Origin of the sequence: Diaphorobacter ruginosibacter, assembly GCF_040396215.1 — a bacterium.
GTDB classification, from domain to species: Bacteria; Pseudomonadota; Gammaproteobacteria; order Burkholderiales; family Burkholderiaceae_C; genus Diaphorobacter_A; species Diaphorobacter_A ruginosibacter_A.
In genome coordinates this window covers 1-18,772 of sequence record NZ_JBEBOW010000066.1, presented here as the reverse complement: position 1 = coordinate 18,772, position 18,772 = coordinate 1, and the positions used below count along the sequence as shown (strand labels likewise).

Below are 18,772 nucleotides of genomic sequence, written 5' to 3'. Positions count from 1 at the left end.
ATCCCGATTGCACTCCAACGCGGCTGCGTAGAGATCGTAAACACGTTCTGAGCGGTGCGATAGGTGTGCAATAGCCCGCACTGTGCGGCAGCCCCGTGACGAAAAGCGCCATGCCCCGGGATATCCGTGAAACGAAACACGGCATCGCGCAACGCCGTACCCCGTGATGTAGTCCATCAGGCCGACTCGCCCAGCCACCCACGCGAACAATCCCTGTGTTCGTTAGACTGGCGGAGCCGGCGCAAGCACCGCGTCCGCACCCGGGGGTGCTGGCGCCAACCTGATGAAAGATCGCCATGAAGAACATCCTCCCGGGTGCCCTTTTCCTGCTTGCCTGCGCTTCGCCCGCCTTCGCCGCCGAACGCTCTGCGGCCTGTGAAGCCAAGCGATCCCACATCGAATCGCAGATCTCACACGCAACCGCCCACGGCAGAAGCCGGGAAGTCGCCGGACTCAAGCGGGCCCTCGCAGCAAACAAAGCCCATTACACCGACGCTTCCCTCGCCAAGGAGCGCGACGCTCGCATCCGGGATGCGCAGCGCAAAGTAGCCGAACGCGAGAAAGGCCTCGCACAAGCGGAACACAAGGGCGACGCCGGGAAGATCGCGGCCAGAAAAGCAAAGCTCGAACAGGCCCGCAACGATCTGATCGAAGCACAAAAGCCTATCGGACCATGAACCGGCATCCATGGTTCGCTCCCGGAAGTCCCGGACTGCTCCGGCGCATCGCCAGCGGCGGAAATTCCCCATTCATGAGAGCGTTGGATTTATGCATCCTTCTGAAATATGGGCATGACGAGTCTTGGCATAAAGCAGATAGTCGATATGATGTTTATCAACCCCTTGCAATCAAGGTACGACGCCATCAAAGCAGATCGAGGTGTCGTATGAGCATGTGGCCGCCGTAAGGGCTGGCTTGTTGGCTGCGAGCACTGCATGGCAGTGCCAGCCTTTGCTGCGGGAGAACGGTGGTCTGCGAACCTCTTGCCGCTCGAACCAGCCGAAGCCTCATTCAAATCTGAAACACTCCCGAAGCTTTAATGAAGGAGAGGGCAATGCAGTTGTTTCCAGGAAGACCCGCCATCACGCAGTCGTTCGCTTTCAACATTCGGCAAGGCATTGCGGCAGCGATGTTGCTGGGAATGTCCACAGCAGCCTTGGCGGTAGCCAACGTAAACGAGGTCTACGGCACCTACAACGGGTTTTGGCATGCCACCGGACCGGATCCCGCGAATGCCTCCAATGGACGAAACGACTTGCTGGCTTTCCGGGCCGACGGCGTGTTGTATTCCACGGGGGTGAATGATGCCTTGCTGACAAGCAACAGCGTATCGTTCACGGCTGCCCACTTCATGGCGTTCAACCCGGACCCGGCCAAGGTTCCGGAGGACGGCGGGCTGAACGCGCTTCCGCTGGCCGACACCTACGACCCAGAGAAAACACGTGCATCCTACCTGTTCGATGGCGAGCATGGGCTGGATCTGAACACGGCGCTGTTCAATGTTCCCCCGACTGATCTGACCTTTCACGCAACCATCGCGAACGCGAGCGTCATCTCGGACAACGTTCCCGACGTCGTGGTCACCCAGGTAGGTCAACCTTCCGCTACAAAACCTGACTATTTCTATTTCATCAATGCCGATGGAGATGTCGTTGGCGACAAGTTGTCCATCGTCTTTAGACCCGACAACGTGCCTTCAACGGGAACCCAGACCTGGCAGTTCTGGCATCCTGACGACACCGAGAATGTCGGCCTGCGTGGAACGCGCGACCTGCGGATGAGAGCCTATCATCTGTCGGATTTCGGCATCACCGCAGACAATTTCGCTCAAGTGGCGGGCTTCGTACAACATCTGAGTGGTGAATCCGATGTCGCCACCGTCGCCTATAACCAGCAGGCCGTGCTGGTTCCCGCCTCCCTGGAAGTGACCAAGGACAACTACCTGAGCCAAGTGGACGCGGGCGAAACCGTGAGCTATGTGGTGACCATCACGAACAACGGCGGGGTGACCGCCACGGGCGTCAGCTGGACAGATACTTTTTCGAACCTGCTGGTCAACAGCATCACGGCGAACCCACCTGACGACCCAGGTGCCAACGCGGGGATCTGCACGGGCATGACCTGCTCAGGCATCGTCCTGCCAGGGGGTGCCTCGGTGAGCTACGAGGTAGAGGCCACGGTCACGGGATCATATGGCTCCACCGCCTCCAACACCGCGACCGCAACGGGCGGAGGGTGTCCGACGGATCTCCCCACAAGCGGCGAAGTGACGGCTGTGTGCTCGGCTACCGACGCTGATCCTATCGAGCCGCCAGACTCCGTGCTGACAGTCACCAAAACCGACTACCATGAAGAAGCGCTCAAGGACAGCCGGATCATCTACCACGTCACCATCACGAACAACTCTGCTGTCGCGATCCAAGGCGCCAGCTGGACGGATACCTTTTCGGGACTCACCATCGACAGCATTACGCTTTTCAAGCGCTTCCGCGCGGATGGCTCCGAGCCAATATGCACCACGAGCGGCTGCACCAATATGTCCATCGAGCCAGGTGGCTCCATCACCTTCGCGGTCGCAGCCACCATCACGGGCAATGCGGGTACCGACGCCGTCAATACCGCCACGGCGATCGGCGGCGGTTGTGTCACAGGCGATGAAGAAGGATGCAGTGCCACCGATACCGACCAGATCACCGAGCCCTCGCTGACAGTAACCAAAACCAACAACGCCGATAGCGTTGCCGAGGGTCGCACGGTGGTCTATACCGTCACCATCACCAATAACGGCACGGCCATGGCACACAACGTCAATTGGACGGATACATCCGTGGAGGGCTTGACGATCAGCAGCATCGACGTAGCGCAGGCAGACGGCGCCGGCAGCGAAGGCGGCACCTGCACGGCAGCAGGCTGTACGGATGCCTCGATCGCCAAGGGAGGATCCGTCAGCTACACGGTCAGGGCGCAGGTGAGCGGTACCGCGGGCGGCAATGCGGTCAATACGGCCAGTGTGACGGGTGGCGACTGCTCAGCCCAGCAACCCGCCGAGAAATGCACTACCACGGATACGGATGTCATTGTGCCGGCCCCCATTACCACCACCGCGCCCGTGCCAGTGGATTCGCCCGCAGTGCTCGCTCTCTTGAGCCTGATACTGGCCGTATTCGGATGGCGGGCGATGAGGACGCGGCAAGGTTGAGTTGGTCTGCACCGAGCGAGCCGCAGGCCAACGAGATCTCTTCAGCGTTGACCAAGAAAGCGGCTCGCGATTCAAGCATTTGAAAATGGAAAAGCCGCTACGACACCCTCATAGCCCAACCTGAGGAACCCGCGAGCCACTGATCCGCTGGGCGGAGTGCGGGGTTTGCAGGCATGGGTTTACCAGCCTGTCGGGTCCCGGATGATTGCGCACGTTCTTGACGAATAAATCCGGGGCTTTCATCTTCCAAACTTTGAGCGCTTGCACTGGGGCTTCATACCACAGTGCCTTTTGCGGCATTGCAGGCTTGGTCGGGCGGTGCTCAATCACCAACGCTTGGCACAACTGATCGGACTCGTGCGCCCCTATCGGCTGGCACTGCGACTGCCAAACAACCAGTCTGTGAACTCTTTGCCGTTATCCGTGAGGATGATGCGAATCTTGAACGGCGCAGCCTTGCGTCGGGTGCGCAGATAGATGACCAACTCCTCCTGCGCCGCATTGAGTGTGGTTTGCAGCCGATGTGCCGTATGGCTGGCGTCCTGCACGGTGCTGCGGCGGCGCCATTTGCGCACGGTGTCCACGCCACCAATACCGTATTGCTGTGCCCGCTCCCTGTCTGTGCCGCTGGCCTGCTGCAACGCCAAGCGTGTGGCAGGCGCAGTTGTGGCGTTCTTGTGCAAGGCAAGCAAGATGACCGCTCTCTTCTCTCTTTACAGGGACTTGCCAGGTTGGCGGAACCGCCTGTAGCACTTCACGGCCATGGAGTAAGGGGCGCTTATTTTCAAGCAGCCAATCATCCGGGACCTGACATATAGGCTCCCGCCTGCCTCAAACGAGAGCTCATGACAGGCTCTAATATTCAACCCTCTTGATCAGATCGTATTTGTGCGAAGTGATGAATCCGTACAGCACCCAGCCAAAGAAGGTCACAAGAGCCCCCCAGTAAACGGCCTCTTCTCCAGCGCTGTATAACGCATAAAAGCTGTACAAAAGAGCCACGAATGCGATCACCAGGGTCAGCTTGAGTTCACGGTCTCCCGCCGCGGCGCTTTTGAGCAATACTGCAATAGCCGCCATGGACAATATATAAGGGACAAGATTTGTCACCACCGCCAAATTCACCAGAACATCAAACTGCTTGACCAGAGTCGGACTGATAGTCATCAAGGTTAGCAGCGTCTGGGAAACAGTGATAATAATCATCCCAAGAACCGGCGCATCCGCTTTGGTTACCTTGCCGAAAGCGGGGATGAAATATCCTTCATCGGCGGAACTTTTGAACACCTGCGCCACAGTGAATTGCCAGCCCAGCAAGGAGCCAAAGCAGGAAATAATCATCAATCCGATGACTACCTGGCCTACCAGAGGGGTGAACATCTGTGAGAACACCAAACCAAACGGTGCGGCAGAACTGGCAAGTTGGGCGTTGGGAACGATACCTGCCACCACATTGGTCGATGCAATATAGATGATCGCCGTTCCCAATGTGCCCACCAAAACAGCGATTGGTACATTTTTCTCTGGATTTTCAACCGCATCGGTATTGGCACAGGCGGATTCCAACCCAAGGAAAGCCCACAAGGTGACGGAGATGGATGCCGTGATGGCATTCCAAAAGGGCAGCTCCTTGGGATTCCACGCGGATCGGTACAGGCTTGGATCAAACCAGAACCAGCCGAACAGCGACAACCCCACCACGGGAAGGATGATGCCCCAGACCGTGACTCCGCTTATTTTCCCGGTGATGCTGGCCCCGCCAAAATTGGGAATTGTGGCCATCCACAGGATCACGATCGTCGCCAACGCGATGTGCAATGGCGCAAGCTGCCAACTGAAGAAGGTGGTGAGATAACCCACGGTGGTGGTGGCGATGGCCACATTGGCAATGACCAACGATACACCGTAGGTGTAATTGGTAAGGAAGTTGCCAGCCTTGCCAAAGGAGTATTCCGCATACCCCCCCATCCCGCCGCCCTTGCTGCTGTAGCGTCCACACTTGGCAAATGCATATGCCAGCGCCAGCGAACCCAAGGCGGTCACCAGCCACGACAAGATAGAGATCGTGCCCACCTCGGCTAGCTTGGTGGGCAACAGGATAATGCCCGAGCCCATCATGTTCACGATGGTCAAAGTGGTCAGCTGGACCACTCCCATTTTTTTTGAGCTGCTCATGGGAGATTCCTTAGCGTTTCACCACATAGCCATAGGCACGGCGTGAGCCATCGGCTTCGGTTTGCAAGTAGACGCCTTGGATTTCTGGCTCAAAACCCGGGAGCTGGTTGATGCCATCTTCCAGTGCCAGAAAATATTGCAACGCGGCGCCACCCCAGACTTCGCCGGGCACCACACACAGCACCCCAGGTGGGTAGGGTAGCGCGCCTTCCGCTGCAATCCGCCCCTCGATGGCCGACAACGGTACGAGCTCCACATGATTGCGCACCAGCTCAGCATTGGCATCGTACGGATTCATGGCCTGGACCGGTAACCCAGCCTTGCGGAACATGGCTTTTTGCAAAGCCTGCATGTTGTAGCTTTTGTAAAAATCGTGCATCCGTTGGCAAACTTGGCGGATGGTGTAGCCTTTATAAAACTCCGGGTGCTTGTGGAAGATCGTGGGCAGGACCTCGAGCATCGGGCTATCCAGCTCCACGTGACGCTCAAAACGGCATAGGTAAGACACAAGGTGCTGCATCTTGGAGAGCCGCTCTGATGGCGTGAGCAGGAATAGAATGGAATTCAAATCTGCTTTTTCAGGCACAACCCCGTTGTCGCGCAGGTAATGCGCCAGCACGGAAGCGGGAACACCGAAGCTGGAGTATCCGCCGCTTTGGCTATCAATGCCGGGAGTGGTCAGCAGTAGTTTGCAGGGATCTACAAAATATTGGTTGCTTGCATACCCTTCAAATGAATGCCAGCGTTCATCCGGCTGGAATTTGAAGAAGCGTAAATCGTCAATGATCATTTCGGTGTCGTACTCTGCCCAGGGACGACCATCCACCATGGTGGGAATGAAGGGGCGGATGTGTTTGCAGTTGCGCAGGATGAGCTTGCGTGCCTCGACCCCGACGCGTACACAATCACGCCACAGCTGGCGCCCCGCAGCACCCGCATGCATTTGGGCATTGACATCCAGGGCAGCGAAGATGGGATAGAACGGACTGGTGGAGGCATGCATCATGTAGGCGTTGTTGAGGCGCTTGTGCGTGACATAGCGCTGCTGCCCCTTGATGTGCATGTCCTTCTTGTGGATCTGTGACGACTGCGAGAAACCTGCTTGCTGTTTATGCACTGACTGGGTCACGAAGATGCCGGGATCGTTTTCCCCCAGCTCCAGCAAAAGTGGTGAGCTGGCCTGCATCATGGGAATGAATTGCTCATAACCCACCCATGCCGAGTCAAACAAGATGTAATCACAGAGGTGGCCAATGCGGTCTACGACCTGGCGCGCGTTGTATACGGTGCCGTCATAGGTGCCAAGTTGAATCACAGCCAAACGAATAGGACGTGCTGCATCCGCCCTCTCCGGTGAAACTGCACGGATAGCATCACGGATATAAGCTTCATCGAAGCAATGCGCATCAATCCCCCCAATGAAACCAAATGGATTGCGTGCTGTTTCCATATATACCGGAAGTGCTCCAGATAATATCAAGGCACCAAGATGAATGGATTTATGGTTATTTCGATCAAACAGCACCAAGTCATCTTTGGCGAGAAGCGCACTGGTGACGATTTTATTGGAGGTGGATGTGCCGTTGAGAACGAAATAGGTTTTGTCTGCGTTGTAGATACGTGCCGCATTCATCTGTGCATCCAGTGCCGCACCTTCATGAATCAGCAGATCTCCCAATTTGACATCGGCATTGCACAGATCGGCACGAAACAAGGTTTCCCCAAAGAAATGGAAGAACTGCCGGCCCAACGGATGTTTGGTGAAGAACTGCCCGCCTTGGTGTCCAGGGCAGTCGAATGCCGAATTACCGTGCTTGACATAATCATTAAGCGCACGAAAAAAAGGTGGATACAGTTCACTCACATATTTATCGGCTGCCACCGTGATCTTACGACCATAGTGATGACGATTCCCCCGATCAATCTGAATGACTCCGCTCAACCTGGTAAATAATCCTTCTGGGACCTCTTCATCATCTTGAAGTGCGATGAAGAAAGGGATGTCAAATCCAGTGCTTTCAATCTTGACGATCAGCTCTCGCGCCTGCTCCCGGGAACTAACCACAGCCGCCACATTGGTGAAATCGGTCTTATATACATCGATTTTTTCATAATCCGTGATAAAGCTTTCCGCAACAGAGTCACTGACAGCAATCTTGAGATTTTTCATGGAATCTCCCTGATATGAAAATATCGGACTTTAATAGAAAAGTGAAATATACCGATTCAACAAGCGACAGAGGTTAGCACTGAAAAAAAATTTCAACGTACAAAAAACTCCTACAAAAGAGTACCTTTTTTGTTTTTAAATGTAACAAGCAAATCAACAGCGCATTACATTGCATATTTGTCTGATGGCTGAATTTGTATTGATTCCTTTTGTATATTGAGGAGCGTGCTATTGTTTTTATTCAACTCTTCGTCAAAAGACAAAGCTGGAGGAGGTTTCTTGGAGCAGCTTGTATGTACAACAGGTGCCGTGGGAGAGCCTGGATAGAGTGTGTTGGGAACCTTCTTCACTCTAGGCGAGCGGCAGCCGAAGTAGAGGGGGCAATACCTCGAGAGTCCTATCCAACGGATGTCCGCGATAAGGGACGGAACCATGCAGCGCCCTGGCTGGCACCAACCAGCTCAGCACACGCCGCCGCACGAGCACGGCCTGCGTGAAGTCTTCAATGCGCCACGTTGGCTGCTCCGCGCAAGCGCGCCGTGGCGGCTTCTGCCCAATGCGCTTCTTGAGCAGAGGTGGTCTATCAGCCAAATCGGCGCTGGCTGGATGCAGGCTGCTTCAAGGCGGTGGCGCCGGTCCCGCAGCACTCCATCATCCACGTGACACAAGGTCTCAGCGATAGCCCATGGTGATGAAGGATGCGGGCAGCAATGGATGAAGACTTCGACATAGGCTGATCTCCCAAAGCATGCCAAAGCGCACCCAACCACGCCAGAAACACAAAAGCCCGTCCAATTTCTTGAACGGGCTTCTGACAATGTTTGGTGGCCTGGGGCGGAATCGAACCACCGACACGCGGATTTTCAATCCGCTGCTCTACCAACTGAGCTACCGGGCCTCACTAAGCAAGACTTGAATTATATACAGAATTTTTGGCTCTTTTTTCAAATCGCCGAAAAAATCTGCTTTTTGCGATTCTTCGTCATCCTCGTTTGTTGCGGCCCAAGTCTACACCGAGTTGGCGCAGCTTGCGGTAAAGATGGGTACGTTCGAGCCCTGTTTTTTCTGCCACGCGGGTCATGGAGCCTCCTTCACGGGCCAGGTGGAACTCGAAGTAGGCTTTTTCGAAGCCGTCACGGGCTTCGCGCAGGGGGCGGTCGAGGTCGAATCCCTGGTGCGAGAGCGGACCTTGCTCCGCTTCAGCCATCATCGGCATGGCGACCGATAGCGATGCGCCTGCCACGCCACTGGCGGCAGCGCCGTTGACCACGCGTGCGGCCTGAGGAAGGGCCGCGCCTTGCGGAGCCGCATTCGTTGCCGCGTTCGATCCACTGGCGCCGTTGCGCGCCAGGCCTTGCTCCACTGCCTTGAGCAGCTTCTGCATGGTGATGGGTTTTTCCAGAAAGGAGAATGCGCCGATGCGTGTTGCCTCTACCGCGGTATCGATGGTGGCATGGCCGCTCATCATGATCACGGGCATGTTGAGCATGCCTGCGGTTGCCCATTCCTTGAGCAGGGAGACGCCGTCGGTGTCGGGCATCCAGATGTCAAGCAGCACCAAGTCGTAGACATTGTCGAGACGAGCGTTGCGAGCCTGGGTGGCGTTCTCGGCCAGATCCACGCTGTGGCCCTCGTCGTTCAGGATTTCCGACAACAAGTCCCGGATACCCAGTTCGTCGTCTACCACCAGAATGTTTGCCATTTGTTTTGATACGCCCTTATTGCACGATATGCGCGTGTTGTTAAAGTGCTGAAGCGATGTCGAGGGGGAATGATAGCGACACTTGTGCCCCTTTCACCACATCGTTTTCCACACGATTGACCAAATCGACACGTGCACCGTGTTCGTCTGCTATTTTTTTCACCACCGCAAGCCCCAATCCCGTGCCGCGCGGCTTGGTCGTGACATAGGGCTCGAATGCCCTTTGCAGTATATGTGCCGGAAAGCCCATCCCCGAGTCTGACACAGTCAGGCGTACGCGATTGGATGAGTCGCTGATGGCGGTGCTGATACGCACGGGCCTGGCCGGCTCGCCGCTTTGCTCCGCCGCCTGCTGCGTGGCGTCCTGGGCATTTTGTAAAAGATTATGAATCACTTGCCGCAGTTGCTGCGCATCACCATGGATGTGCGGATTGCGCGGGTCCAGGTCGGCCTCGACCGTCACCGTGGCGGTTTCCGCACCATACAAGTGCAGTACGTCATTGACCAGTGAATTGAGATCGAGCTGCTGGAGTTCCGCAGCGGGCAGGCGCGCGTAGTCGCGGAATTCATTGACGAGCCGCTTCATCGCATCGACCTGCTCGACGATGGTCTTGACCGACTTGTTGAGCACCGCCTGCTCCGGCGCGGGCAGCTTGCCTTCGAGCTTGATTTCCAGGCGCTCGGCCGAGAGCTGGATGGGCGTGAGCGGGTTCTTGATTTCGTGGGCAAGGCGGCGTGCGACCTCGCCCCAGGCCTGTGCACGCTGGGCGGAAACGATCTCTGAGATGTCGTCGAACACGAGCAGGCGCGTTCCCTCGGGCAGCTCGGCGCCGCGCGCGACCAGGCTGGTGCCTTGTGCCGCGCCCACGCCGGAGGGCGTGGCGTGCAGTTCGAAGGGGTGCTGCCAGTGATCCAGGCCGTGGTGGCTGCGCTCGCGGTGGAATTCGTCGAAATGCTTTTGCACGGAGGCCGCGAATTCGGCCAGACCGGGCACGTCGACCAGGGGCCTGCCTTCGAACGCGGCCATGGGCGCGCGCAGGATGCGGGTGGCTCCAGGGTTGGAGGAGATGATGGTGCCGCCCGCGTCAAGCACGATCACGCCCGCCGTGAGGTTGTCCAGGATGGTCTGCAGATTCGCGCGGGCGGCGTCCACGTCGCCCATGCTGCGCTCGACCGCCGCGCGGGCGTCGGCGAGCTGCTGCGTCATGATGGCAAAGGAACGCGTCAATCCACCAAGCTCGTCATTGCTTTGTATGACCGCCTTGGGGCTCAGGTTTCCGGAGGCCACTTCACGCACGCCATCGGCGAGCAGCAGCAGGGGCCGCACGAGCTGGTTGCCAAGAAGCACCGCCAGCAGCACCGCTCCGAACACGGCAAGGAACAGGCTCAGCGTGAGCGTGCCGATGTACATGCGGCGCAATCCGCCACGCGCCAATGCGCGCTCCTGGTATTCGCGGTTGGCCTCCTGAACGGCGATGGCGTTGGCGACCAGCGTGGAAGGCAGCAGCACGGTAGCCTGCAGGAAGCGCGGTTCGACCAGCAGGCCGACGGTGGGACTGTTGACCGCCACCAGGGCTTTCACCCGCACGTTGTCCGCATCCTTTGCCGCGCCGATGTCGTCCAGTCCTTCGATCTGGAACGAGGTGCGCTCCTGCCGCAGGTTGCGCAACTGCTGCGGCGTCGGGCGTTCGGGGTTGAGCGAGAAAAGCGATTGCCCCGCGCTCGCGACGGGCTGGCCCGACGAATTCCACAGGACGATGTCGGACGCGCCCAACTGGTCCCGGATGCGGTCGAGCACCACGCCGGCGGCGGCGTCGGGCACCTGCGCGAGCTGGCTGCTGGCCTCTCGCGTCTTGGAGGCGATGTCGGAGCCCATGGTGTCGAGCGTGGCGCGCGCAAGGCTGACGCCCGAGGCCAATGCGCCCTCCACGCGCACGTCGAACCAGCTTTCGATGGAGCGCGACACGAACTGATAGGACACCACATAGATCAGCAGGCCCGGGATCACCCCAACGACAGCGAAGATACCCGCGAGCTTCATGAGCAGGCGGCTGCCGAACCGGCCTCGCTTCAGGCGCATCGCCAACCGTACTGCGCCCCAGACCAGCACCGCCATCAATACCACCGCCACGAGCACGTTCACGCCGAGCAGCCATGCGAAATTGCGCTCGTACAGATCGCGGTTGTTGGTGGCGAGCGTGAGGAGGAACAGCAGCACGAGCGCGATGGCGCACATCACCGCCGCGCCGATGCCGAGCGCATAGCGCACCGTGCGCGCGCGGCTGGCCTGCTTGCGGGCGGCCTCCGAGAGCGGCGCGGACTGCTCCTGGATCATTCTTCGCTCTCCACCGAAAGCCCGGTAAGCCGCACGCTGCGCGAGAGCAGCAGGTTCCAGCCCGATCGCCCCACGGTGCTCAATTGCAGCGGCCGCGGCAACTGCGAGGTGTCGAGCCGGAACTGGAAGTTGAGAATCTGCTGGCCACTCTGGTCCAGCAGGTCGGCGCTCGCCACATTCCAGCGCGTGATGCGCTGCATGACGGCCAGCGCATCGCCAAGCTCGTCGAAATTCTGCCCCAGCGACACCCCCAGGCCGCTATCGGCGAAAGGAGCGGAAGACTGGCTCAGGCGCCAGCGCCGCGTCAGCGGCTGATAGCTCAGGCGCATGTGGCGTGAAGCCTGCGCAACCACGTAGTCCGACCAATACCAGCGTTCGCGCACCAACTGCGCCTCGGCAACAAAGTACATGGGGATGCCCTTGTAGAGCGCATCCTCCACCTGCTCGGGCAGTTCGAAGCGCATGGCGGCGGTCAACAGCAGGCCCTCGTGCGACTGGGCCAGCCGGAATTCCTTGATCTCCCCGCGGCCCGCACCCGACTGCGCCTGGGCCGCGGCCCCGATGACCACCAGCGCGATGGCCGCAAGCGCCATGCCCAGGCGCGAAGCAACCATCCTGCCGCGCAGCTTCAGCTCACGCAGCCAGCTTCTGCAAAAGTGCGTAATAAAAGCCGTCATGGTCACCGTTTACATTCTGGCGGAGCTTGTCGCCTCCCGCGGAATGGCCGGGCACTAAATGGCCGGGCGACTTGAGTAATTGTGCGTGACTGTTGCGTGAGAGAAACGCTTTGACCTGATTCTGTCCTTCCTCGTGAAAGACGGAACAAGTGCAATAAAGCAGCCGTCCACCGGGTTTCAGCAGGGGCCACAGCGCATCCAGCAAACGCTCCTGCAACCGCGCAAGCTGCGCGATATCGCTCTCGCGGCGCAGCCAGCGCGCATCGGGATGACGGCGCACGATGCCAGAGGCGCTGCATGGGGCGTCGAGCAGGATGGCATCGAACATGGCCCCGCCGTTGGCCTTGTACCACCAGTCGCCGACGCTGGCCGCATCCGCCACGATCACGCCGGCCTGCAGTTGCAGGCGCTCCAGCGTCTGGCCGATGCGCCGCGCTCGCTCACCATCCATCTCCAGCGCCGTCACCCGCAGGGGCGACGAGGGCGATGACGCGCCGACCATTTCGAGCATATGCGCGGTCTTGCCGCCCGGAGCCGCGCAGGCGTCAAGAACCTGCAGCGGCGCCGACAGGTCCATGCCATCGAGCAGCAGCGGCGCGGCCAGTTGCGCGGCGGCATCCTGCACCGAGACATCACCCGCATCGAAGCCGGGCAGACGGGACACGGGCGCGGGCTGCGCCAGCTCGATTCCAACGCCGCCCACGCGCACGCCCGCAAGCCCGGCCTCTTCATCCAGGCGCATCAGGTAGCGCTCCGCCGTACCGTGCCGCTGGTTCACCCGCAGCGTCATGGGCGCATGCGCGTTGTTGGCCAGCAGAATCTGCTGCCAGTGCCCGGGGTAATCCTTTTGCAGCCTGCGGATCCACCATTCAGGGTGATTCCACTGCGCCACCGGATCCTTGTCGGTGGCCCGCACCAGCGCATCGCGCTCGCGCAGGAAGCGGCGCAGGCACGCGTTGATGAACCCCGCCTGCCCGCGCGTTGCCGCATGGCGTTTGGCGGCCTCGACCGTCTGGCTGACCAGCGTGAACGGCGGATAAGGAGCGCCCTCCTCCCGCCATGCCAGGGCCAGCGCCGTGCACAGCAGGTTGTCCACGCGCGGCGGCGGATTGCGGGGCGCGAGCGCCTTGCGCAGCGCCTGTGCGCGCCCTAGCTGGCGCAAGGCCTGGAACAGCAGGGCCTGCACGCCGGGGCGCAGATCTTGCTCCACCTGCCCGAGCACCGCCGTGGCCGACTGCCCGCCACGGACGGCCTGCAGGCATTGCGCTGTCGCGTCGAGCTGCCGCCACAGCGCAATGCCCTGGTGCGGCGGCGACGCGTCGCCCCGGCCAGGCTTGCCCTGCGTGCGCTTGCTGGAAGCGGTGCTCTTGTTTGACTGTGTCGACATATGCCGGGAAAACCCATCAGGATGAAGTGCCGCGCATCGAAGGCCCGATGCGCCACACCGGCGGGGCAGATCAAAGCATCTGCGCCTGCCTGAAGCCGAAGACCCAGGCCAGCAGATTGGCTGGAAACTGCGCCACGGCCTTGTTGTAATGATCCACCGCCGCATTGAATTGCGCGGTTGCGGTGTCGATCTGCGAACGCTGCATCTCGCTGCGCTGGATCAGCGAATTCAGGGACTGGACTGCGTCGGTGGACTTGCCGCCCTGTCCCTGCGCGGCCACCGTGCCCGACACATCGACGAGCTGCTGCCACATGGCATCCAGCACCCGGCTGCCCGCCACCAGCGCCGCACCGGCGCTTGCATCCAGCGGCCGGGCGCGCATCACGGCGAGCGACGCCGCATATTGCGTGCATGACGCGCGCAAGGCTTCATGCAGTTGCGCGTCCTCCGGCTGGCGCGGCCCCATCACCGCCGCATCGTACTCGGCGAGCAAGGCGATGCGCCGCAGCAGCTCCGCATCCAGCACGCCAAATGCCTGGATGGCCGACGAGCGCAGTCGCACCAGCCGGTTGTAGGCGCCCACCGCCCAGAACAGCAGCACGGCCAGAATGATGAGCCAGCCCGTAAGAAACATAAACAAGACGATTGCGCCCGGTCCGGCGCCTGGTTTCAGGAAACGATCCGGGAGAACGGCGCAGCGCGCGCCATAAAAAAACTCCCGCACCGCTTGTGCAATGCACAGCTGGGCGGGAGTTTATCGGACCGGGGCTCAATCGGTCATGAATGCACCCCGGCGGTCACGATGGATGTTCGGTGCGAGGATCACTCCGCAGCCGAAGAGCCTTCGTTGTGGGCCGTGGGCTCGGCGGTGTCGTCGGCGCTTTCAACGGCGGCCATTTCAGCGGCTTCCGATTCAGCGATCGCACGGCGTTCCGCTTCGTCCATGGCGTCCTTGGCCTTGCGTGCCTGGTGGTATGCCAGGCCGGTACCCGCGGGGATCAGGCGGCCGACGATGACGTTTTCCTTCAAGCCACGCAGCTCGTCGCGCTTGCCCATGATGGCAGCCTCTGTGAGCACGCGGGTCGTTTCCTGGAACGAGGCCGCAGAGATGAACGAGTCGGTCGACAGGGATGCCTTCGTGATACCCAACAGGATGTTGGAGTACGTCGCAGGAATCTTGTTGTCCTTCTGCATTGCCTCGTTGGTGTTGAGGATCTCCGAGCGCTCGACCTGCTCGCCGGCGATGTAGCCGGTCTCGCCCGGGTTCTCGACCACGACGCGGCGCAGCATCTGGCGAACGATCACCTCGATGTGCTTGTCGTTGATCTTCACGCCCTGCAAGCGGTACACGTCCTGCACTTCGTCGACGATGTAGCGCGACAGCTCCTCGATGCCCAGCAGGCGCAGGATGTCCTGCGGATCCGCGGGGCCGTCGACGACCAGTTCGCCCTTGTTCACCACCTGGCCTTCGTGCACCAGCACGTTCTTTTCCTTGGGCACCAGTTCGTCCCAGACCTTGCCTTCCGGATCGGTGATCTGCAGGCGCACCTTGCCCTTGGTTTCCTTGCCGAAGGAGATCGTGCCGGTCATTTCCGCCAGCATGCCCTTGTCCTTTGGCGAACGCGCCTCGAACAGTTCGGCCACGCGCGGCAGACCGCCGGTAATGTCGCGGGTCTTCTGGCCTTCGACCGGAATACGGGCCAGCACTTCGCCGGGGCCCACGTCCTGGTCATCGCGCACCTGAATCAGCGCGCCGACCTGGAAGCCGATCGTCACCGAGTGATCGGTGCCCGGAATCTTCACTTCCTGGCCGTTCGCGTCGATCAGCTTGACCTGCGGACGCACCACCTTGGCGGAGCCGCGACGCTTCGGATCGATCACCACCAGCGTGGACAGGCCGGTCACCTCATCGACCTGCTTGGCCACGGTGAGGCCTTCCTCGACGTTCTCGAACTTCACACGGCCAGCGTACTCGGTGATGATCGGACGGGTCAGCGGGTCCCAGTTGGCGAGAATCGCGCCAGCCTTGATCTGCTGATCGGCCTTGACCGTCAAAGTCGCGCCATAAGGCACCTTGTGGCGTTCGCGCTCGCGGCCGTTTTCACTGATGACGATTTCACCGGAACGGGAAATCACCACCAGCTCACCCTTGGTGTTGGTCACATAGCGCATCGTGCTGTTGAAGCTGATCGAGCCGTTCGACTTGGCTTCCACGCTCGAGGCGATGGCCGCACGCGAAGCCGCGCCACCGATGTGGAACGTACGCATGGTCAGCTGGGTGCCCGGCTCGCCGATGGACTGGGCGGCGATCACACCGACGGCTTCGCCGAGGTTGATCAGGCCGCCGCGGCCCAGGTCGCGGCCATAGCACTTGGCGCACAGGCCGTAGCGGGTCTCGCAGGTCAGCGCGGTGCGCACCTTCACCTCGTCCACGCCCTGGGCTTCGAGCTCTTCGATCGTGTCTTCGTCCATCATCGTGCCGGCGGGCGCCAGCACGGCGCGGGTCTCGGGATGCAGCACGTCTTCAGCCGCCACGCGGCCGAGGATACGGTCGCGCAGCGATTCGATCACTTCACCGCCCTCGACGATGGCGCGCATCAGCGAACCATTGTGGGTTCCGCAGTCCTGCTCGTTCACCACCAGATCCTGCGTCACGTCCACCAGACGGCGCGTCAGGTAGCCGGAGTTGGCCGTCTTCAACGCCGTATCCGCCAGGCCCTTACGAGCGCCGTGGGTGGAGATGAAGTACTGCAACACGTTCAGGCCTTCGCGGAAGTTCGCGGTGATAGGCGTCTCGATGATGGAGCCGTCAGGCTTTGCCATCAGGCCGCGCATACCCGCGAGCTGACGGATCTGCGCCGCGGAGCCGCGGGCGCCGGAGTCGGCCATCATGTAGATCGAATTGAACGATTCCTGATCGACTTCGTTGCCGTGGCGGTCGATGGTCTTTTGCTTGGCCAGCTGCTGCATCATGACCTTGGAGACTTCGTCACCGGCCTTGCCCCAGATGTCCACGACCTTGTTGTAGCGCTCGCCGGTGGTCACGAGACCGGAGACGTACTGCTGCTCGATCTCTTTGACTTCCTTCTCGGCGCGGCCGATGATTTCCGCCTTTTGCGGCGGCACCAGCATGTCGTCCACGCAGATGGAAATACCGGCGCGCGTGGCCAGGCGGAAGCCGTTTTGCAGCAGCTTGTCCGCGAAAACGACGGTTTCCTTCAGGCCGCACTTGCGGAAGCTGGTGTTGATCAGCTTGGAGATTTCCTTCTTCTTCAACGCCTTGTTGAGGTTGGAGAAGTCCAGGCCCTTGGGCAGGATCTCGGAGAGCAGTGCGCGGCCAACGGTGGTTTCCACCAGGTTGGTCTGCGGCTCGAACTCGCCGGTCGCCTTGTTCTTGGTCCACTCGACCAGGCGCACGCTGATGCGCGTGGCCAGTTCAACCTCGCCCGCGTCGAGTGCGCGCTGCACTTCGCCCACGTCGGCGAACACCATGCCTTCGCCCTTGCCGTTGATCTTGTCACGGGTTGCGTGATAAAGACCCAGCACCACGTCCTGCGAAGGAACGATGGAGGGTTCGCCCGAAGCCGGGAACAGCACGTTGTTCGATGCCAGCATCAGCGTGCGGGCTTCGAGCTGCGCTTCCACGGACAGCGGAACGTGAACAGCCATCTGGTCACCGTCGAAGTCGGCGTTGAAGGCCGCGCAGACGAGCGGATGCAGCTGGATCGCCTTGCCTTCGATGAGGATGGGCTCGAATGCCTGAATACCCAGACGGTGCAGCGTAGGCGCACGGTTGAGCATGACAGGGTGTTCCTTGATGACCTCTTCCAGGATGTCCCACACGACAGGCGTGCCGGCTTCCACTTCCTTCTTGGCGGCCTTGATGGTCGTGGCGATGCCCATCGCTTCGAGGCGCGAGAAGATGAATGGCTTGAACAGCTCCAGCGCCATCAGCTTGGGCAGGCCGCACTGGTGCAGCTTGAGGTAGGGACCCACGGTGATCACGGAACGGCCGGAGTAGTCCACGCGCTTGCCCAGCAGGTTCTGGCGGAAGCGGCCGCTCTTGCCCTTGATCATGTCGGCCAGCGACTTGAGGGCGCGCTTGTTGGCGCCGGTCATCGCCTTGCCGCGACGGCCGTTGTCGAGCAGCGAATCCACCGCTTCCTGCAGCATGCGCTTTTCGTTGCGCGCGATGATTTCCGGAGCCTTCAGCTCCAGCAGGCGGCGCAGACGCGAGTTGCGGTTGATGACGCGGCGGTACAGGTCGTTCAGGTCGGAGGTCGCAAAGCGGCCGCCGTCCAGCGGCACCAGCGGACGCAGATCGGGAGGCAGCACAGGCAGCACTTCCATCACCATCCAGCCGGGCTTGATGCCGGACTTCTTGAACGCTTCCAGGAGCTTCAAGCGCTTGGCGTTCTTCTTGACCTTGACTTCGGAGCCGGTCAGGTCATTGCGCAGACGCTCGATTTCCGCATCGATTTCGATGCCTTCGAGCAGGTCCTTGATACCTTCGGCGCCCATCTTGGCAACGAACTCATCACCGTACTCTTCAACGTTCTTGTCGTACTCGTCTTCCGACATGATGCTGAACTTCTTCAGCGGGGTCATGCCGGGGTCGGTCACCACATAGGCTTCGAAGTACAGCACGCGCTCGATGTCGCGCAGCGTCATGTCCAGCACCAGGCCCAGGCGCGACGGCAGCGACTTCAGGAACCAGATGTGCGCGCAGGGAGCGGCCAGGTCGATGTGACCCATGCGCTCGCGGCGGACCTTGGTCTGCGTGACTTCGACGCCGCACTTCTCGCAGATCACGCCGCGGTGCTTCAGGCGCTTGTACTTGCCGCAAAGGCATTCGTAGTCCTTGATGGGACCGAAGATCTTCGCGCAGAACAGGCCATCACGCTCCGGCTTGAACGTGCGGTAGTTGATCGTCTCAGGCTTCTTCACCTCGCCGAAAGACCACGAACGGATCTTCTCGGGCGAAGCCATGCCGATCTTGATGGCATCGAAATGCTCATCGGGTGTGAATTGCTTGAACAGGTCGAGTAACGATTTCATGGACTCTTTCCCTTTTCAAATTAAGAACGTTCCAGTTCGATGTCCAGGCCCAAGGAACGGATTTCCTTG

Annotated in this window: 10 protein-coding genes, 1 tRNA gene and 1 pseudogene; 2 read left to right on the top strand and 10 right to left on the bottom strand. The window is 60.2% G+C overall.

Annotated features, from left to right (window positions below; genetic code table 11):
• The first annotated feature begins 296 nt into the window (after nt 1-296).
• A complete protein-coding gene (locus tag ABWP92_RS09980) occupies nt 297-677 on the top strand; it encodes a DUF1090 domain-containing protein (protein WP_353235222.1) in 381 nt (126 codons plus the stop codon).
• Nucleotides 678-1,054: 377 nt separating this feature from the next.
• The gene (locus tag ABWP92_RS09975; RefSeq protein ID WP_353235221.1) at nt 1,055-3,199 is read left to right on the top strand and encodes a hypothetical protein; all 2,145 of its coding nucleotides are present in this window, start codon (nt 1,055-1,057) and stop codon (nt 3,197-3,199) included.
• 108 nt (nt 3,200-3,307) lie between these two features.
• Here the strand turns inward: ABWP92_RS09975 and ABWP92_RS09970 are convergent.
• The 10 genes and pseudogenes from ABWP92_RS09970 to rpoC all read right to left on the bottom strand — a co-directional run bounded on the left by ABWP92_RS09970 (nt 3,308) and on the right by rpoC (nt 18,703).
• A pseudogene (locus ABWP92_RS09970) lies at nt 3,308-3,894 on the bottom strand (hypothetical protein).
• Between the two features lie 160 nt (nt 3,895-4,054).
• Nucleotides 4,055-5,374, bottom strand: coding sequence for a putrescine-ornithine antiporter (gene potE / locus ABWP92_RS09965; protein ID WP_353235220.1), 1,320 nt, complete (start codon nt 5,372-5,374; stop codon nt 4,055-4,057).
• A gap of 10 nt (nt 5,375-5,384) precedes the next feature.
• On the bottom strand, nt 5,385-7,544 hold the full coding sequence (locus tag ABWP92_RS09960) for an ornithine decarboxylase (RefSeq protein ID WP_353235219.1): 2,160 nt from the start codon (nt 7,542-7,544) through the stop codon (nt 5,385-5,387).
• A gap of 822 nt (nt 7,545-8,366) precedes the next feature.
• Nucleotides 8,367-8,442, bottom strand: a tRNA-Phe gene (locus ABWP92_RS09955).
• Between the two features lie 84 nt (nt 8,443-8,526).
• A complete protein-coding gene (locus tag ABWP92_RS09950; RefSeq protein ID WP_353235218.1) occupies nt 8,527-9,246 on the bottom strand; it encodes a response regulator in 720 nt (239 codons plus the stop codon).
• A 40-nt stretch (nt 9,247-9,286) separates the two neighbouring features.
• Entirely contained in the window at nt 9,287-11,581 is a 2,295-nt protein-coding gene (locus tag ABWP92_RS09945; RefSeq protein ID WP_353235217.1) for a sensor histidine kinase, read from the bottom strand.
• The gene (locus ABWP92_RS09940; protein WP_353235216.1) at nt 11,578-12,258 is read right to left on the bottom strand and encodes a DUF4390 domain-containing protein; all 681 of its coding nucleotides are present in this window, start codon (nt 12,256-12,258) and stop codon (nt 11,578-11,580) included. The genes ABWP92_RS09945 and ABWP92_RS09940 overlap by 4 nt, the downstream gene beginning before the upstream one ends.
• Nucleotides 12,215-13,645 carry a 16S rRNA (cytosine(967)-C(5))-methyltransferase RsmB gene (rsmB, locus tag ABWP92_RS09935; RefSeq protein ID WP_353235215.1) on the bottom strand — a complete coding sequence of 477 codons (1,431 nt, stop codon included), beginning with the start codon at nt 13,643-13,645 and terminating at the stop codon, nt 12,215-12,217. The genes ABWP92_RS09940 and rsmB overlap by 44 nt, the downstream gene beginning before the upstream one ends.
• Nucleotides 13,646-13,715: 70 nt before the next feature.
• A complete protein-coding gene (locus ABWP92_RS09930; RefSeq protein ID WP_353235223.1) occupies nt 13,716-14,279 on the bottom strand; it encodes a LemA family protein in 564 nt (187 codons plus the stop codon).
• A 188-nt stretch (nt 14,280-14,467) separates the two neighbouring features.
• On the bottom strand, nt 14,468-18,703 hold the full coding sequence (rpoC, locus tag ABWP92_RS09925) for a DNA-directed RNA polymerase subunit beta' (RefSeq protein WP_353235214.1): 4,236 nt from the start codon (nt 18,701-18,703) through the stop codon (nt 14,468-14,470).
• Nucleotides 18,704-18,772 lie beyond the last annotated feature (69 nt).

Bases quoted from the DNA above. Each gene is read 5' to 3' on its own strand.
- ABWP92_RS09980 (WP_353235222.1), top strand. From the start codon at position 297: ATGAAGAACATCCTCCCGGGTGCCCTTTTCCTGCTTGCCTGCGCTTCG.
- ABWP92_RS09975 (WP_353235221.1), top strand. From the start codon at position 1,055: ATGCAGTTGTTTCCAGGAAGACCCGCCATCACGCAGTCGTTCGCTTTC.
- potE (WP_353235220.1), bottom strand. From the start codon at position 5,374: ATGAGCAGCTCAAAAAAAATGGGAGTGGTCCAGCTGACCACTTTGACC.
- ABWP92_RS09960 (WP_353235219.1), bottom strand. From the start codon at position 7,544: ATGAAAAATCTCAAGATTGCTGTCAGTGACTCTGTTGCGGAAAGCTTT.
- ABWP92_RS09950 (WP_353235218.1), bottom strand. From the start codon at position 9,246: ATGGCAAACATTCTGGTGGTAGACGACGAACTGGGTATCCGGGACTTG.
- ABWP92_RS09945 (WP_353235217.1), bottom strand. From the start codon at position 11,581: ATGATCCAGGAGCAGTCCGCGCCGCTCTCGGAGGCCGCCCGCAAGCAG.
- ABWP92_RS09940 (WP_353235216.1), bottom strand. From the start codon at position 12,258: ATGACGGCTTTTATTACGCACTTTTGCAGAAGCTGGCTGCGTGAGCTG.
- rsmB (WP_353235215.1), bottom strand. From the start codon at position 13,645: ATGTCGACACAGTCAAACAAGAGCACCGCTTCCAGCAAGCGCACGCAG.
- ABWP92_RS09930 (WP_353235223.1), bottom strand. From the start codon at position 14,279: ATGTTTCTTACGGGCTGGCTCATCATTCTGGCCGTGCTGCTGTTCTGG.
- rpoC (WP_353235214.1), bottom strand. From the start codon at position 18,703: ATGAAATCGTTACTCGACCTGTTCAAGCAATTCACACCCGATGAGCAT.